This window comes from Enterobacter sp. SLBN-59, assembly GCF_024807915.1.
Lineage (GTDB): Bacteria > Pseudomonadota > Gammaproteobacteria > Enterobacterales > Enterobacteriaceae > Enterobacter > Enterobacter asburiae_B.
The window spans coordinates 2,493,321-2,509,009 of sequence record NZ_JANUFI010000001.1 but is presented as its reverse complement, the minus strand read 5'-3'; the positions used below and the strand labels follow the sequence as shown (position 1 = coordinate 2,509,009).

Sequence of the window (15,689 nt, the reverse complement as noted above, 5' to 3'; positions counted from 1 at the left end):
CAGATCCCCCGGAATTTATCCGGGGGATAACAGTATAAAATTATTTAATCGACATACAATGATTTAGTTTCATTGATAAATGTATCTAAAGAAATAAGATATTTCCGGATAGCTTTCGGGTACTTATCATGAAGACTAATGGGTACAACCAACCTGACTCTTTCCTGCTGCATCTCCTGAAATTGAGCAACGGAAACACCTTCCTGAAGGGTAAAAAGGTAAATGTCCTGAATTCTATCTGCTTCATTTAATATTTGCCGCCAGCGATCTTTACAGGTCGTTTTTACTGCCAACATGCGAAGCTTCTGCTCAGGGAACGTCTCATCGTGATAAGCTTGCGCAGAGGGGAATAAAAAATCTGGCTTCTTATTTCCTTCTGTAACGGCCTGAGTCTCAAAAGTTTTCAGCCCATGCTCATTAAAAAGTTGTTCAAGATGCAGCTCAAGTGATTTACCGGCTCGTGATTTTCGTCTGTTGCTCACGGAATTCGCCAGTGCAATAAATTCATTAACGGAACCAAACCCAGACTGAACTATGCCCAGCACATGCATTTCCTCCACCAGTAGGAAAATTTCATACTCAACACGACGACGTTCAATCAGTTGCTTATCCGGACCTACGACATTTGGGGAATAGTGAGCTGCTGCATACTGGATAATTTCCTTACCTGAAGGGAAATTTGTTCTCCACTCCTCAGGAAGACGATACCCATTGGAAACTGGTTCTTTTAAGGCCAGGCCGCCCAGAATCTCATTTGCGGGGCCATAGACCAACGATCCAGGAACAATTTCTCCGAGCGATGACTCAACGACATCTTCTTCTTCTGCGTCATGACATACCCAAATATCAACAAATTGGCTATCAGATCCCTGATGGTGATCAAACGCCAATAATGCCAGCGCTCCCGTATTCTCCGGGTCTTGCAGAGGATTCTTTCCTCCCCCCCATCGAGTGATACGCTTTTCATTTCGTGTCTTACCAAAGAAACGACCATTGTAATAAATGGCCCTAGCCTCGCTGTCCGGGCAGCTGTGCGAGGAGGTATGCGCATTCAGCCTTACGGACGGGTTAGGATCCCTTGTATGATTAATTGAAGGGAAAAGATGTCCAACAATGCCAGAGGGTATGTAAATACCAACCTGATGTCCGCCCGTCGCGCCGGTGTCGTTGGCTGACAAACGCTTGATGAACATATAGGTGTCACTGGTTGATTTATCTAACAGCCATGAATGTAGCCCCGACATCATCACTTCCTCGCTGTAAAAATATCGCTGATTTTTAAACGGTTATCCTGCCACAGCTCTGCTTTAGTGAATACTCACTATGCCGTTTTATTTGATGTTGTTATTTTATTCATTCTCCCGGATTTAGCTCAGATTCCGGAAAACCGTATAATCCATTTCTGACCGTTTCTGATATCTGGGCTAAGAGCTTTTCAAGCTCAGTGGTTCGCAGGTCATGCGATCACAGACTAACTAATTGTGTGTTGAGCTGACTAAAGTGATGAATTACTGAGTTAACCTACTCCCTGTCGACTAGCACCGCCTGATCATCAAGCGGCGCTTTTTCGTAGTATCCCATTCAGCCATGTCTCATCCCTGTCTGGGCGGTTATCCTGAGTCGCCCACAGTGAAGTTATCTCCATTCCCGGAACCGCTCTCAGCAACTCCCGCAGCCCCTCTTCATCCAGGTCCGTAAACCGTCGTTCACCCTGTACCCGTTCACCGTTGCCGTACTTAAAGGACACATACCAGACGCCGCCAGGTTTAAGCGCATCCGCAAGCTTCTGCATCACCGCAAGCAGCTCAGAAGAGAGGACATGCAGCAAAGAGGCACAGCACCAGATCCCATCGTACTGCGCTTTACCGTCGATCTCTGAAAATGTCATCAGCTGCACGGGTAACCCGGTATGTTGCTTTGCCAGTTCCACCATCGCGGAAGAGGCATCAAAAGCATCCACCTGATAACCCATCTCATGAAAGGCTTTTGCGTCCCGGCCTGAACCGCAGCCCGCATCCAGAACCCGGGCACCGTGAGGCAGGTGTTGGGTAAAGGCCTCGTAAAGCGGGGTCATATCGACATTGACCGTGCCATCGAAGAAATCCTGTGCGTGGTTCTGATAGTAGTGAAGAGTCATTAAAATGTTGCCTCGCCTTCCGCGTAGGGTTTCCAGGTATGGATAAGTTTGTCCAGCGCGGCCTGCCAGTTGCGCTGAAGAAAGCTTTTCCGTGCTTCAGGACGTTGCCCTGTCTGTTGAACAATCGTCTCATGTAACGGCAGTTTGCTTTGAATAAAATACTCATTGCGGGTGTGTAACCGCTGCAGGAGGCTGAGGTCGGGAATGCGTGCGGACTTGCCTTCGACGCCACGGTTACAGCACCGACAGGCCAGCACTAAGTTCCATACGCCGTTAATATTGCTCACTTCTTTACGGGCAGCCCAGGGAATAAAGTGGTCGACGTCCGCCAGAGCTGCGTCTCCCGGTACCAGGCTGATGGGTTTGAAGCAGTAAAAACACCGCCCTTTCTGGTAACCATTCAGGCTGTCGCGACAGCTGGTGATGTCTACGCGATGCGCGTTCACCCTCGTGAACAACAGCTGATTATCTTCGTCGAACTCCACGCCCACAAGGTTACGCGAAATCCCCATCGACCAGGCCTGTTCCACCAGGTTCCAGCGGGCATTGGTTTCAAAGGCGAGGTTTTTATACTGCAGGCGTTCGCCCAGTTTAAAGAAGTTGTCCGTCAGACGGATGCCGTTATTAGTTTTGCGCTCATCGAGGAAAAAACGTTTATCGATCTCGCCCTGGTTCACGTAATGAAAGGCATCAATCACGTTGTTAAAGCCAAGGCGCACCGTCGCTTCAATGAGCTGAGCGTGGGTGATTTCACCTCTGTTGAACTTCAGGCAGGTATCAAGAAATTGACTGCTGCGGGAGGTGATCTGTTTTGGCGCATGCTTCAGGTGTTCGCAAAGATTGCGGCTGAACGGTACGGCAAGCTGGTCGAGCGTTATCAAATCGCTGCCCGATTTATCCACTTCATACAATGCTGACGCCAGCGCAAATTTGTAAGATGCGACGTTCCTTCCAAAGAGGATCACACCACGCCAGTAGTTCTCAAGCGTCGGATCGGCCTGATAAAATTCCATCGATGAAGTCCTGTTACGGTTGGCTGGGCAGGGCGTTACTGAAGCCTGTAACAGGATCACATAACAAAATCAGGGTGATGTAAATCGTTAATCTATAGGTTTGATGAATTTTTGTGGGATCTGAGAAGAAGGGCTGGATGCGATGAATTTGTCGTCTAAGGCAATTTAGCGAATGAATAGATTTCTGGATGAGGAAAATAAGACTGATTTTCAAGCCAGCGATTTACCAGTATCCCCCAAACCCATTCCCTGAATCCCCCTTGTATTTCCCAATTTTACCTGTCGCAAAACCGCTGTATTTATATTCAGTTCTGTATAATAGGCAGCAGTAATTACGCCAGTCGGAAAAACGCCTTTTCATGGGGATGTCCTCATGTGGCTTATGAAGACATTACTAACATCAGGGAGCAGGTCACTCTGCCAGCGGTTCGGTCTCGCCCCTGAGGGTACATGGTCAACATGATAAACCTAGCTTCCTGACACACCTCTGATGTTACCGCCTAACGGCCTTACACGTTGTCTTACCACCAACGGGCTATTGTCTGAAAATCAGAGGTCTCTCGGAAGAAAACCTTCTTATGTCCAATTGCGTAGGAGTACGATAAGCCAACAAATCATTATAGATAAAAGGGTTATCTATGGCTCTACATGGAAAGTTCGTAATTAATGATGCGTACTACTCCCCGTTATCGTTTCCTGGTATAGGCACGTTTTTAGCTTTCTCTGGTAATGGTGCTTACCGTAATCGTGGGGCATGTGGAATGATCCCCAAAGAGGGGCCAGTACCAGCGGGTAAATACTGGATTGTTGACCGCCCTCAAGGTGGACTCAAGTCACAGCTAAACACAGTGGGAAGAGACATTTATAATCACTTCGCCAATGGTGCAACATTCAAACATTCTGAATGGTTCGCATTATGGCGTGATGATTGGGGGATCGACGACTACACATGGATTGAGAGCGTTAAGCGTGGCAATTTTCGTTTGCATCCAGGCGTACTATCAGAAGGTTGTATCACTCTCCCACATGATTCTGATTTTGCCATGTTGCGTAATGCTCTGTTGAGAAGCCAGAGAATAGATGTTCCTTGCATGAGGAAGCTACAGGCATACGGCACGATTGAGGTGATCTCCAATGGCAAAACATGCCCTTAGTTTATTCATCAAGATAGTGCTGTTCGCTGTTGTTGTGCTGATCGTTGCTGAAATGGTTCCGTATGATGGATTAGTTAATTCTATTACGGGGCTTTTCGATTTCCAGACCGCCGACAAGTTTACCCGCTTCATTTTGGGTGAACCTGATTTAGAAGTTTGGGAATCGTTAGACGGCTATTTTAGCATCTTAATCAATACATTAATCAGCGTACCTGTCATGAGCGCCATTACCACGGCGTACAGTGGCGCGACACAAAAAGTTAGTCCAGCTGGCATCCCCAGAGAGTGGTTCAGTTCCACATTGCGACGGTTAGCTAAAATCTTCGGGTTTACCTTCCTGTTTTGGGCGTTGTTTCGCTTGCTGCCTTATCAGTCTTTATTCCCGGATCAAATGTATTCAAATTTCACATTGGCGGCGATTGTGGGCTTTCAGTTGCTCTTAACGATTGTTTGCTACTGGTTCATCACGAAGAAAATCACAACTAAAAGGAGTTTGTAAAATGCCTATTCCGGCTTACATGTGGCTTAAGGACGATGGCGGCGCAGATATTAAAGGAGCTGTAGACGTTCAGGATCGTGAGGGGAGTATAGAGATTGTTGGCTTTAGTCATGGTCTGAACATTCCAGTAGACAGTGCCAACGGGAAGATTACTGGTAAGCGTTCACATTCTCAGATGATGATTGAAAAGGAGTTTGATAGCTCCAGCCCGTATCTATACAAAGCCGTTGCCACCGGTCAAACGTTGAAAAGTGCGGAAATTCGCTGGTATCGCATTAACCATGCAGGACAAGAAGAGTGCTACTTCGTCATGACCATTGAGGGCGTGAAAGTGACGGGCATTAATCCAGGGATGCCAAACGCTAAAATGGCAGGAAACTCGCAGATCAACCACATGGAATCTGTTTCCCTGATGTATGACAAAATCACCTGGCGTTATGTTGATGGTAATGTCCAGTATACGGACGATTGGAACGTAAGAGCGTAACAAATAGAAAGGAGGCATTGAGTGCCTCCTCTTTATTAACGCTTATTCTCGCAAAGGAGTCTGTCCTTAATTCTGTGTAACTGCCATCGTATTAAAGGTGATCGCTCAGTCGGTCACCGAACTTGATAATAAAACGACTCATTGCCAGCCCGAAGAATGGCGAATGGTTGCTCTGAGGTCCATGCGGGCGCTCACCTTATATTCTGATAGTCCTCGCTGCGTAATTTCCCTGACTCCACCCTTTTCCTGAACCCCCCTCGCAAATTCCAAATATCCCTCACACCAAACCGCTGTATTTATATTCAGCCCTGTATAATGGTCACCAGAAATTACGCCGAACGGCAAAAGGAAATATCAACGAGAATTTAACGAGAAATTCGCGATATGAAGGTGCTGCAACACCCCCATACCGCTAACCACCAACAACTAAGATGGAGTTGAAAATGGCTGCGACGAATTTTAAGCCAGAGTTTACTGTTTGCAAAACAGAATCAGACGCTTTCACCGGCATGATTGAAAACCGCGAGCTGGTACGCAAAAACAGCGCCCGCCGTCTGCACGGCAACCAGCCCGATACAGCGCCCGTTCATCCCCGCGCAGAAACGCCGCAGGACAGTGCTGCCTGCTGCGAACTGTATGCACGCATAGACATGAAATACCTTCTGCTGGGCGGCGAGTGGTTAACCCGCGCAGGCTTTATCAACGGCATGCCGGTAAAAATCCGCGCCATGAAAGACTGCATCGTGATTACGCCACAGCATACAAGAGAATTATGGGGATGCCTGGAAGGTATGAGCGTGGTGAATATAAATAAGCAGAAAGTCGCGCAGTGGTTGAAGACGTTTCCGGGAGCGCTGAATGATACTGGAGATATCCCGGTAGTTAAGCGCACTATAGGGCAGGCAAAATAATAACGTATTTAAACACCCTTGATCCTGAATCGAGGGTGTTTAAATTAGTAGAAGGGGTAATTTGTTTTTTCAATAATATTATTGATCTGAATGGTATGGCTGTATTTTTATCATTGTGGTTATATAAGGAGGCTTTTCAGAAGTATGTTGGAGATCTCAATTTAATTATTGTCCAACATTTATGATTCTTCCTGGAGCAACTCAATGGAATGAACTATGGACACAACAGAAGAACTAAATGGAACGTATTTTTATGCTGGCAGAACCAATCTTACCGCGGCAGGACTTTTCTTTATGATTTACTGTGAGTCAATTGCCGATCATTTTGGTATTGACGATGTGGCAGGAATTGCTGCGTTATACAGTGGTGCTAATAATCAAACGACTAGAAAGAAACCCGCAGGAGCTACGGAAGGAACGTCCCGAGCCTCGAAAGCCATGAGGAACTATTTCAAACAGGCGAAATTTCCTTATGGCATTAAGCTGCCTACCTGGGTTGGTGGGTACACTCCGTGGACAGTAAAGTGTCGAATGGTATCGAAAGTTAGTGCGTTTGTTGGCAGGACAATACCGTTAATAGGCATATTGATATTAGTCGCTGATGTATCACTAATCACCTATGCTGCAATACGTGATTATAATCGAATCGCACGGGGCAGCGACAAACTATGGTAGAGGATATTGAGCAGCGCATCTACGCCTTAGCCAGACGCTATAACGGCGTTTATCTGATGAATAACGAAGCGAAGCAGAAATTACTGAATGCAAAAACTGATTTGGATACTGACATGCAGCTTGATGTCACTGAAGCAGAAGATTTAATGGAAGAATTTTTTAAAGAATTTGATGTTGATAGAGGGAATTTTAACATAAACACCTACTACCCTGATGAGCCTTTTTCATGGAATCCATTCAAAAAAAGCCCGGTGGTGATGGTTCCAGATTTCACTATTGGAATGCTTATCGAATCCGCAAAAGCGGGCAAATGGTTATACGACTAAAACGCAAGGAGCAATAGAATGGCCGTACCTGTACATCTCTTTTTAACCAATGACGGCGGCACAATGATTTGTGGTTCTTGTGACGTTGCACAAAGGGAAGGAAGTATTGAGCTAAGAGGATTACAACATAACCTCAGCCTGCCAACCGACTCGGCAACGGGAAAGGTCACTGGCACTCGTCAACATTCGCCGTTTCAGTTTACCAAGGAATTGGATAGCTCTTCGCCCTATCTGTTCAAAGCGGCAGCAACGGGTCAGACCCTTAAAACGGCAGAATTCAGGTTTTACCATATTAACTATTCCGGGCAAGAGGAGGAGTATTACCGAATCACGCTCGAGAATGTTAAGGTCATTTCTGTGAGTCCAGTAATGTACGACACCCGAGGCTGTCCGGGGACGGGGCATATGGAGGAAGTGGCGTTTAATTATGAGAAGATTACCCATTTGTACAAGGACGGTAACTTGTTAGCGCACGACGCGTGGAACGAACGTCCAACATCGGGTTCCGCTGCTTGATGCTATCTTGAACTTGCCCGCCAGCGTTTCGTTTGTGCGGGCAGAGAATATCATTCTTTATTCCTTTTCGTAAATGATGGCAGAAACATCATAAAAATAACCCACGCAAAAATTCCAATAATCTTCATAGGCCAGGGTTCAAACACATCCAGACACACAATTGCGCCAATAACTAATAGCGGACCTTCTATCAGTTCAGCTATCCCCCCTAAAACATGTAACTTATGAGGCAGTGCCCGATTAAGTAATGTCGCAATAAGTTGTGCACTTCCTAAGATTATTGTTATTGCGATTATACGGTCCTCCCAGTTATCAAAACTAACCAAAGAAATGAGGCATGTAGCCAGTACATAACCACAGAATAATATATTCAGCATGTAAATAATAAACTTGCCCATAGCATTTTCCGAGACGGTTAAAAAATAAGAGTCTATGACAATAGCGCTCTTAACAGAATGACAAACGACAATGGCTAATAATGCATTTAAGAATTTTTGCTCCTCGCTTATTTACGCAATAATCAAGTTAGCGGCTTCATGCCAATCCCCCGCATTCCACCGCTAAATCGACTTTAACTAAACACCGGCACCCCCAGCCCAACCTTCACCTCCCTCAACGTCCCCTGCGTCACCCCCTGCGCCCGTTCCGTCCCGCGCTTCAGCATCGCCATCAGTTCCCCCTTATCCTGCATATACATCGCCCTCCGCTCCCGCATCGGCGCAATCAGCTCCTGCAGGCACGCCTCCAGCTCGTTCTTACACGCCCGGTCACCCAGCCCGCCCGCCCGATAATGCGCCTTCATCGCTGCCACTTTCTCCCTGTCCGGATGAAACGCGTCGAGATACGTAAACACCACGTTCCCCTCAATCTGCCCCGGGTCGCTCACCTTCAGGTGGTTCGGGTCGGTGTACATGGCGCTGACCGCACGATGAATGGTCTCTTCGCTGGCCGAAAGGTGCAGCGTGTTGCCGAGCGATTTCGACATCTTGGCGCTGCCGTCGATGCCGGGCAGGCGGCTGGTGTCGCTCAGCATCGCCTTACAGTGGCGCAGCACCGGGGCGGGCAGCAGGCTGTTCATCTTGTGCACAATCTCGTTGGTCTGCTCAATCATCGGCAGCTGGTCGTCGCCGACGGGCACGCACTCGGCCTTGAACGCGGTGATGTCCGCCGCCTGGCTGATGGGGTAGGCCATAAACCCGACCGGCAGCGAGCGGGCGAAACCCTTCTGCGCAATCTCGTTCTTCACCGTCGGGTTACGCTCCACGCGGGCGACGGTCACGATGTTCATATACAGCATCGTCAGCTCGGCGAGGGCGGGCAGGGCGGACTGCAGGCAGATCGTGGTCAGGTTCGGGTCGATGCCGGCGGCGAGGTAGTCGGCCAGCACTTCGGGGATGTTGTCGCGGATCTTCTGCGGGTTGCTGCCGTTGTCGGTCAGCCCCTGCAGGTCGGCAATCAGCACAAACTGGCTGTGCGTCTGCTGCAGCGCCACGCGCTGGCGCAGCGATCCTACATAGTGGCCGAGATGCAGCGGGCCGGTTGGGCGATCGCCGGTGAGGATGGTGGGTGCGTTCATAAAGACTCCTTAATGGGCAGTTGCCGAAAGGGGTCTTAGATGTGTGAAAGCCGCCTTTCGGCGGCTATCTGAAAATGGGGAAAACTACTCCGAGCCGCCTTTAAGAAGGCAGCCACCAGCGGTTTACGGTGAGCACGGCGTGGTTTATGTTCATGCTTTTACCGTATCACGTCCGGCGAGAAAAACAAAAGGGCACGTCATGCTGCAATCTCTCAACCATCTGACCCTCGCGGTCAGCGACCTGCAAAAAAGCGTCACCTTCTGGCACGAGCTGCTGGGGCTGACGCTGCACGCCCGCTGGAATACCGGGGCCTATCTCACCTGCGGCGATCTGTGGGTCTGCCTGTCGTACGACGAGGCGCGCCAGTACGTGCCGCCGCAGGAGAGCGACTACACCCACTACGGGTTTACCGTGGTGGAAGAAGATTTTGAACCGCTCTCGCAAAGGCTTGAGCAGGCGGGCGTCACCGTCTGGAAGCAGAACAAAAGCGAGGGGGCGTCGTTCTATTTTCTCGACCCGGACGGGCACAAGCTGGAGCTGCACGTGGGCAGCCTCGCCGCGCGGATGGCGGCGTGTCGGGAGAAGCCCTACGCGGGCATGGTGTTTACCTCAGACGAGGCTTGAGGCGCGCACCTTCAGCCTGCAGGTCCTGTCTCAGCGATCACTGGCTACGTGCCGCTGGCGGAGCGAAAGCGCCGGGTGGCGGCTGCGCCTTACCCGGCCTGGAAAAAATTACAGCGACTTCACAAACGCCAGCAGGTCTTCGTTAAGCTGGTCCTGGTGGGTCAGCGCGAAGCCGTGCGGCGCGTTGTCGTACACCTTCAGCGTGGCGTTTTTGATCATCTCTGCCGCCAGCTTGCCGGTGCTTTCAAACGGCACGATCTGGTCGTTGCTGCCGTGGATCACCAGCGTCGGCACGTCGATTTTCGCCATATCCGGGCGGAAGTCGGTTTCGCCGAACGCGGTCACGCAGTCGATGGTGCCCTTCAGCGACGCCAGCAGGGCGATGTTCAGCGTCTGGGTCAGGGCACCGGCAGAGACGGTCTGCCCGGCGTTGATGCCGTAGAACGGCGTCGCGAAATCGCTGATGAACTGGGCGCGATCTTTATGCAACCCGTCGCGAATGCCGTCGAACACGCTCTGATCCACGCCCTGCGGGAAGGAGTCGGATTTACCGAAGATCGGCGTCACCGCGCCCAGCAGCGCCAGACCGGCCACGCGCGCGCTGCCGTAGTTGTTGATGTAACGGGTCACGTCGCCGCCGCCCATGGAGAAGCCCACCAGCGTCACGTCGCGCAGATCCAGCGTGGTAATCAGGTCGTTGATGTCGGACGCAAAGGTGTCGTAGTCGTAGCCGTTCCACGGCTGATCCGAGCGGCCAAAGCCGCGACGGTCAAAGGCGATGGCGCGGAAGCCGCGCTCCGCCAGGTAGTTCAGCTGGCTGTCCCACATGTCGCCGTCCAGCGGCCAGCCGTGGCTGAAGAGAACCGGTTTGCCCGCGCCGCCGTCTTTGTAGTAAATCTGCGTGCCGTCTTTTGCCTTAAACGTTGCCATAGTGTGTTCCTGTGCAGGTGATGATTATGGTTATACCGGCGCGACCAGGTAGCGAATTGCCGGTGATGTTGTGCCCTGATGAAAAGCCAGAACGCGGCTCTGCAGCAGGAGGTCATTCATGGTGTGGCGCTCCTGCTGGCGCAGATGCTCGATCCAGGAGCCCATCAGGAAGGTCTCGATAAACAGGCCGGGGCGCTCGATATCCTCGTACACCGCCCAGCTCATCGCCCCGGCGCGGCGGCGCACCCGGCGCAGCTCGTGGACGGCTTCCAGGAAGGCCTTGGTGTTGTTCGGGTCGATGATGTACTCGTGCGATACCAGCACCGGGCCGCGCTCGTTGGGCAGGTCAATCTCCACGCCGTCCAGCGGCTGGCCGCTCAGGTCGAGGTTCAGGTCCGGATCTTTCCCCAGCTTCCAGCGGAACACGGTGGCGCTCGCCAGCACCATCCCCAGCGTGGCGACCACCAGCGAGGTCGGGGTGCCGAAACGGGAAGCGATCTGCCCCCAAATGGCGCTGCCCGCGGTCATCGAGCCGAAGAACACCGTCAGGTAGACCGCCAGGGCGCGGGCCTTCACCCAGCGGGCGGCGCTGCGCTGCGCGCCGAGATTCAGCGTTGAGAGCACCGCAATCCACGCGAAGCCGGTGAAAAACTCAAACAGGTTGAGCAGCCAGACGTGACGCACGAACGCCAGCGCCAGCATGGTAAGGGCAAAGGTCAGGCTGGCGGCCACCATCAGGCGGTCGGCGTCGAGCCGCTGGCGCAGGCGCGGCAGCAGGATCGCCCCGGCAATCGCCCCCAGGCCAATGCACGCCAGCATCACGCCGTAGCCCGCCGGGCCTAAGCCCAGCTCGCGGCGCGCCACCAGCGGCAGTAGCGCCCAGCCCGCGCTGCCGAAAACGAAGAAGGCCACGGTGCGCACCAGCACGTTGCGCAGCACCGGCGCGGCGTGCACGTAGCGGATGCCGGAGCGCACCGCGGAGAAGAAGTGCTCCGGCGGCAGGCGCTGTATGGACGGTGCCGGACGCCAGCGCCACAGCACCCACGCCACGCCGACCACGGAGAGCGCGTTGAGGGCAAACACCATCCACGGCCCGGCGAGCGACAGCAGGAAACCGCCCAGCGCGGGGCCTATCGCCCGGCTGATGTTCACCCCCAGCGAGTTCAGCGCCACGGCGGCGCCCAGCTCCGGCTTGCTCACCAGATCGGGCACCACGGCCTGGAACGGCGGCGAGCTCATCGCCGCCCCCACGCTCAGCAGGAACGTCGCCACCAGCAGAACGGCGGGGGTGACGTGTCCGGTGAAGGAGAGCACCGTCAGCCCGGCGGCGGCGATGAACACCCACAGCTGGGAGAAGAGCAGGTATTTACGCCGGTCGACGATGTCCGCCATCACCCCGGACGGCAGGGCGAAGAGGAACATCGGCAGGCTGCTGGCCGCCTGCACCAGCGCGATATCCAGCGGGTCGGCGCTCAGGGTCAGCATGCTCCAGTTGATACCGACGTCGCTCATCCATGAGCCGACGTTAGAGACCACCGTGGCGATCCACAGCATGCGGAACACCGGCTGGCTCAGCGGCTGCCAGGGCGAAACCGTCGGTGCGGGCGTCGTCTCGACGTGTGCGTCGCGAACGTCGTTAACCTGGGTCATGCGAACCTCTCCGCTGTCTTACGCTGCAGCCGCCACTGGCCCGGCCCGGTGAGGGCGAGGGTGGTGAAGATAATCAGCAGCAGCCAGCCAAACTGCCCTTCGGCAATCGACCAGTTCGGGTGGACCGCCAGCATCGCCACCAGCAGCACGGCGATAATCGGCAGGCACGCCAGGCGGGTGTACACGCCCGCAATGATAAACAGCGGGCAGATCACCTCGGCGAAAATTGCCGGGATCAGGCTGGCGTAAGGCCCGAAGCCGAACGGATCTTCAATGCGCGTCAGCTCTTCGCTGAAGTGCAGCACCTTCGGCAGGCCGTGTACGTACAGCAGCAGCAGGCTGCCGGTCAGACGCAGGAAGAACAGCCCCAGGTCGACCCGGGGCGGAGCAAAGGTGTTTTTCATCAGAATGCAAAGCAGCTGCAGCCCAGCGCCCCCCAGAAAGCGTTATCGTCGGACACCGGCATCTCTGACGTGCGGGCGAAATCATGCTGGTGGCTGTGAACCCCGCACGGCCCGCTGCAGTGGTGGACGGCGTTCATCCCGACGCGGGCGGCCTGCGGCGGCGCGCTGCGGTAGTGGCCCGGCACCTTGACCACCGGGGACCACTCGGGCAGAACCGGAATGGCCGGCGGCGCGAGCGGGCCAAAAGCGCCTGCGGCGTAAACGATATCGCCGTTGACCACCGTCAGGACGGACTCGATGCCCTTGATCTCCTCTTCCGGCACGCGGAAGAAGTCTTTGCTCAGTACCGCCAGATCGGCGAGCTGGCCGACCTTGATCTGCCCCTTCTGGTTCTGCTCGCTGGAGAACCACGCGCTGCCCTGGGTCCAGAGCATCAGGGCGGTATCGCGATCCAGGCGGGCGCTGTGGTCGTACATCTGCATCCCGCCGACGGTGCGGCCGGAGACCAGCCAGTAGAGCGCGGTCCACGGGTTGTAGCTCGCCACGCGGGTGGCGTCCGTCCCTAAGCCCACCGGCACGCCGGTCTCGAGCATTTTCGCCACCGGCGGCGTGTGGCGGGTGGCTTCGATGCCGTAGCGCTCGGCAAAGTACTCGCCCTGGAACGCCATGCGGTGCTGGACGGCAATGCCGCCGCCGAGCGCTTTGATGCGGTCGATGTTGGCCTGGGTAACGGTTTCCGCATGGTCGAAGAACCAGTGCAGGCCGTTGAACGGTATGTCGCGGTTCACCTTCTCGAAGACGTCCAGCATGCGGCTGATGGATTCGTTATAGGTGGCGTGCAGGCGGAACGGCCAGCGGTGCTCCACCAGATGGCGCACCACGCGCTCCAGCTCGTCTTCCATGCCCGGCGCGAGGTCCGGGCGCGGTTCGAGGAAGTCTTCAAAATCGGCGGCGGAGAAGACCAGCATCTCGCCCGCGCCGTTGTGGCGGAAGAAGTCGCTGCCCTGGCCCGGCGTGAGCATGTCGGTCCATTTTTCAAAGTCTTCCAGCTCGTGGCCCGGACGCTGGGTAAACAGGTTGTAGGCGATGCGGATGGTCATCTGCTTTTTCTCGTGCAGCTCGGCAATCACCTCGTAATCTTCCGGGTAGTTCTGGAAGCCGCCGCCCGCGTCGATGGCGCTGGTCAGCCCCAGACGGTTCAGCTCGCGCATGAACTGACGCGTGGAGTTGACCTGCTGCTCAAGCGGCAGCTTCGGCCCTTTAGCGAGCGTGGCGTAGAGGATCATGGCGTTCGGACGGGCAATCAGCATCCCGGTCGGGTTGCCGTTGGCATCGCGCTGGATCTCTCCGCCCGGCGGGTTTGGCGTGTCCTTGGTGTAGCCGACCACCTTCAGCGCGGCGCGGTTGAGCAGCGCGCGGTCGTACAGATGCAGGATGAAGACCGGGGTGTCCGGCGCGGCGTCGTTGATCTCGTCCAGGGTCGGCATCCGGCGCTCGGCAAACTGGAACTCGGTCCAGCCGCCCACCACGCGCACCCACTGGGGCGACGGCGTGCGCAGGGCCTGCTCTTTCAGCATCCGCAGGGCGTCGGCCAGCGACGGCACGCCTTCCCAGCGCAGCTCAAGGTTGTAGTTCAGCCCGCCGCGAATGAGGTGCAGGTGCGAGTCGTTCAGGCCGGGGATGGCGGTGTGGCCTTTTAAGTCGACCACTTTGGTGCCTTCGCAGTGGTGCTGCATCACCTCGGCGACGGTACCCACTTCCAGAAATTTTCCGTCGCGCACGGCAACGGCTTCCGCGACGGGGTTCTCGCGATCGACGGTGTGAAACTGGCCGTTAACCAGAATGAGATCGGCTTTACCAAGGGTAACCATAAACTGCTCCTGACTGAGAGGGGAATGGTCAGGATTATGGGAACCGGTTTCGGCAAAGATCCAGTTATACAATAGGATAGGTATACCAAAGTATAACTATACCTAAGGTTAACTATACGAAGAGATAATTACGCGCAAAGACGGAAAACCGCAGGATGAGGGTGACTTTATCGTCGCGGCGCTCGCGGCGATTTCACCCTTAACCACTGGAAAATGCTATGACCTCTTCAAAGCTCGAAGTGTTAACCCCTGCGAACTGTCAGGTAATCTTTATCGATCACCAGCCTCAGATGGCGTTTGGCGTGCAGTCTATTGACCGTCAGGTGCTGAAAAACAACACCGTGGCGCTGGCGAAAGCGGCTAAGGTGTTCAACATCCCGACCATCATCACCACCGTTGAGACCGAAAGCTTCTCCGGTAATACCTATCCGGAGCTGCTGGACGTGTTCCCGGGCCAGGACATTCTGGAGCGTACCTCCATGAACTCCTGGGACGACCAGAAGGTGCGCGACGCGCTGAAGGCCAACGGCAAGAAGAAGGTGGTGGTTGCCGGCCTGTGGACCGAAGTGTGCAACAACAGCTTTGCCCTGTGCGCGATGCTGGAAGGCGATTACGAAATTTATATGGTGGCGGACGCGTCCGGCGGTACCTCCAAAGAAGCCCACGACTACGCGATGCAGCGCATGATCCAGGCGGGCGTGATCCCGGTCACCTGGCAGCAGGTGATGCTGGAGTGGCAGCGCGACTGGGCGCGTAAAGAGACCTACACCGCGGTGATGGATATCGTGCGCGAGCACTCCGGCGCGTACGGCATGGGCGTCGATTACGCCTACACCATGGTGCACAAAGCGCCGTCTCGCCAGAAGAGCGAGCACCGCACCTTAGCGCCGGTCCCGGCACGCTAAGTTCCGCTGG

General features: G+C 54.3%; 18 protein-coding genes. 9 read left to right on the top strand and 9 right to left on the bottom strand.

The features are described from left to right. Positions 1-44: 44 nt before the first annotated feature. The 3 genes from M2422_RS11985 to M2422_RS11975 all read right to left on the bottom strand — a co-directional run bounded on the left by M2422_RS11985 (position 45) and on the right by M2422_RS11975 (position 3,150). A complete protein-coding gene (locus M2422_RS11985) occupies positions 45-1,244 on the bottom strand; it encodes a type II restriction endonuclease (protein WP_064673151.1) in 1,200 nt (399 codons plus the stop codon). 308 nt (positions 1,245-1,552) lie between these two features. Continuing rightward, positions 1,553-2,137 (bottom strand): bifunctional 2-polyprenyl-6-hydroxyphenol methylase/3-demethylubiquinol 3-O-methyltransferase UbiG, encoded by a 585-nt coding sequence (locus M2422_RS11980; protein ID WP_064673152.1) that lies wholly within the window; start codon positions 2,135-2,137, stop codon positions 1,553-1,555. Continuing rightward, the gene (locus M2422_RS11975) at positions 2,137-3,150 is read right to left on the bottom strand and encodes an HNH endonuclease domain-containing protein (RefSeq protein WP_064673153.1); all 1,014 of its coding nucleotides are present in this window, start codon (positions 3,148-3,150) and stop codon (positions 2,137-2,139) included. The genes M2422_RS11980 and M2422_RS11975 overlap by 1 nt, the downstream gene beginning before the upstream one ends. Before the next feature lie 638 nt (positions 3,151-3,788). On the opposite strand from M2422_RS11975, the gene M2422_RS11970 reads away from it, so the two are divergent. The 7 genes from M2422_RS11970 to M2422_RS11940 all read left to right on the top strand — a co-directional run bounded on the left by M2422_RS11970 (position 3,789) and on the right by M2422_RS11940 (position 7,718). After that, a complete protein-coding gene (locus tag M2422_RS11970) occupies positions 3,789-4,304 on the top strand; it encodes a DUF2778 domain-containing protein (RefSeq protein WP_071788967.1) in 516 nt (171 codons plus the stop codon). Beyond that, complete coding sequence (locus tag M2422_RS11965; protein WP_064673154.1) at positions 4,285-4,803, top strand: hypothetical protein; 519 nt, start codon at positions 4,285-4,287, stop codon at positions 4,801-4,803. Before M2422_RS11970 ends, M2422_RS11965 begins: the two co-directional genes overlap by 20 nt. A 1-nt stretch (position 4,804) precedes the next feature. Then, positions 4,805-5,290: an Hcp family type VI secretion system effector gene (locus M2422_RS11960; RefSeq protein ID WP_064673155.1), complete on the top strand. Its 486-nt coding sequence runs from the start codon at positions 4,805-4,807 to the stop codon at positions 5,288-5,290. A 443-nt stretch (positions 5,291-5,733) separates the two neighbouring features. After that, positions 5,734-6,201 carry a SymE family type I addiction module toxin gene (locus M2422_RS11955; protein WP_074399176.1) on the top strand — a complete coding sequence of 156 codons (468 nt, stop codon included), beginning with the start codon at positions 5,734-5,736 and terminating at the stop codon, positions 6,199-6,201. Between the two features lie 216 nt (positions 6,202-6,417). Next, the gene (locus M2422_RS11950; RefSeq protein ID WP_064673156.1) at positions 6,418-6,876 is read left to right on the top strand and encodes an STM2901 family protein; all 459 of its coding nucleotides are present in this window, start codon (positions 6,418-6,420) and stop codon (positions 6,874-6,876) included. Next, complete coding sequence (locus M2422_RS11945) at positions 6,870-7,202, top strand: DUF1493 family protein (RefSeq protein WP_064673157.1); 333 nt, start codon at positions 6,870-6,872, stop codon at positions 7,200-7,202. Before M2422_RS11950 ends, M2422_RS11945 begins: the two co-directional genes overlap by 7 nt. An 18-nt stretch (positions 7,203-7,220) precedes the next feature. Next, complete coding sequence (locus tag M2422_RS11940; protein WP_023315311.1) at positions 7,221-7,718, top strand: type VI secretion system tube protein Hcp; 498 nt, start codon at positions 7,221-7,223, stop codon at positions 7,716-7,718. A 50-nt stretch (positions 7,719-7,768) separates the two neighbouring features. Here the strand turns inward: M2422_RS11940 and M2422_RS11935 are convergent, their stop codons facing one another. Both M2422_RS11935 and trpS read right to left on the bottom strand, forming a co-directional pair. Then, a complete protein-coding gene (locus tag M2422_RS11935; RefSeq protein WP_047059065.1) occupies positions 7,769-8,116 on the bottom strand; it encodes a hypothetical protein in 348 nt (115 codons plus the stop codon). 173 nt (positions 8,117-8,289) lie between these two features. Continuing rightward, positions 8,290-9,294, bottom strand: a complete 1,005-nt coding sequence (gene trpS, locus M2422_RS11930; RefSeq protein ID WP_064673158.1) for a tryptophan--tRNA ligase — start codon at positions 9,292-9,294, stop codon at positions 8,290-8,292. Between the two features lie 199 nt (positions 9,295-9,493). Here trpS and fosA point away from each other — a divergent pair, with 199 nt between their 5' ends. Next, positions 9,494-9,919: a FosA/FosA2 family fosfomycin resistance glutathione transferase gene (gene fosA / locus M2422_RS11925; RefSeq protein WP_064673159.1), complete on the top strand. Its 426-nt coding sequence runs from the start codon at positions 9,494-9,496 to the stop codon at positions 9,917-9,919. A gap of 108 nt (positions 9,920-10,027) precedes the next feature. Here fosA and M2422_RS11920 read toward each other — a convergent pair whose 3' ends face one another. The 4 genes from M2422_RS11920 to M2422_RS11905 are packed head-to-tail and all read right to left on the bottom strand — an operon-like array spanning position 10,028 to position 14,774. Then, positions 10,028-10,849 carry an alpha/beta fold hydrolase gene (locus M2422_RS11920; protein ID WP_064673160.1) on the bottom strand — a complete coding sequence of 274 codons (822 nt, stop codon included), beginning with the start codon at positions 10,847-10,849 and terminating at the stop codon, positions 10,028-10,030. A 30-nt stretch (positions 10,850-10,879) separates the two neighbouring features. Then, a complete protein-coding gene (locus M2422_RS11915; RefSeq protein WP_248202742.1) occupies positions 10,880-12,499 on the bottom strand; it encodes an MFS transporter in 1,620 nt (539 codons plus the stop codon). After that, complete coding sequence (locus M2422_RS11910; RefSeq protein ID WP_064673162.1) at positions 12,496-12,903, bottom strand: DoxX family protein; 408 nt, start codon at positions 12,901-12,903, stop codon at positions 12,496-12,498. Before M2422_RS11910 ends, M2422_RS11915 begins: the two co-directional genes overlap by 4 nt. After that, positions 12,903-14,774 carry an amidohydrolase gene (locus tag M2422_RS11905; RefSeq protein ID WP_064673163.1) on the bottom strand — a complete coding sequence of 624 codons (1,872 nt, stop codon included), beginning with the start codon at positions 14,772-14,774 and terminating at the stop codon, positions 12,903-12,905. Before M2422_RS11905 ends, M2422_RS11910 begins: the two co-directional genes overlap by 1 nt. A gap of 218 nt (positions 14,775-14,992) precedes the next feature. Here M2422_RS11905 and M2422_RS11900 point away from each other — a divergent pair, with 218 nt between their 5' ends. After that, complete coding sequence (locus tag M2422_RS11900) at positions 14,993-15,679, top strand: hydrolase (protein WP_047059056.1); 687 nt, start codon at positions 14,993-14,995, stop codon at positions 15,677-15,679. Positions 15,680-15,689: the final 10 nt, after the last annotated feature.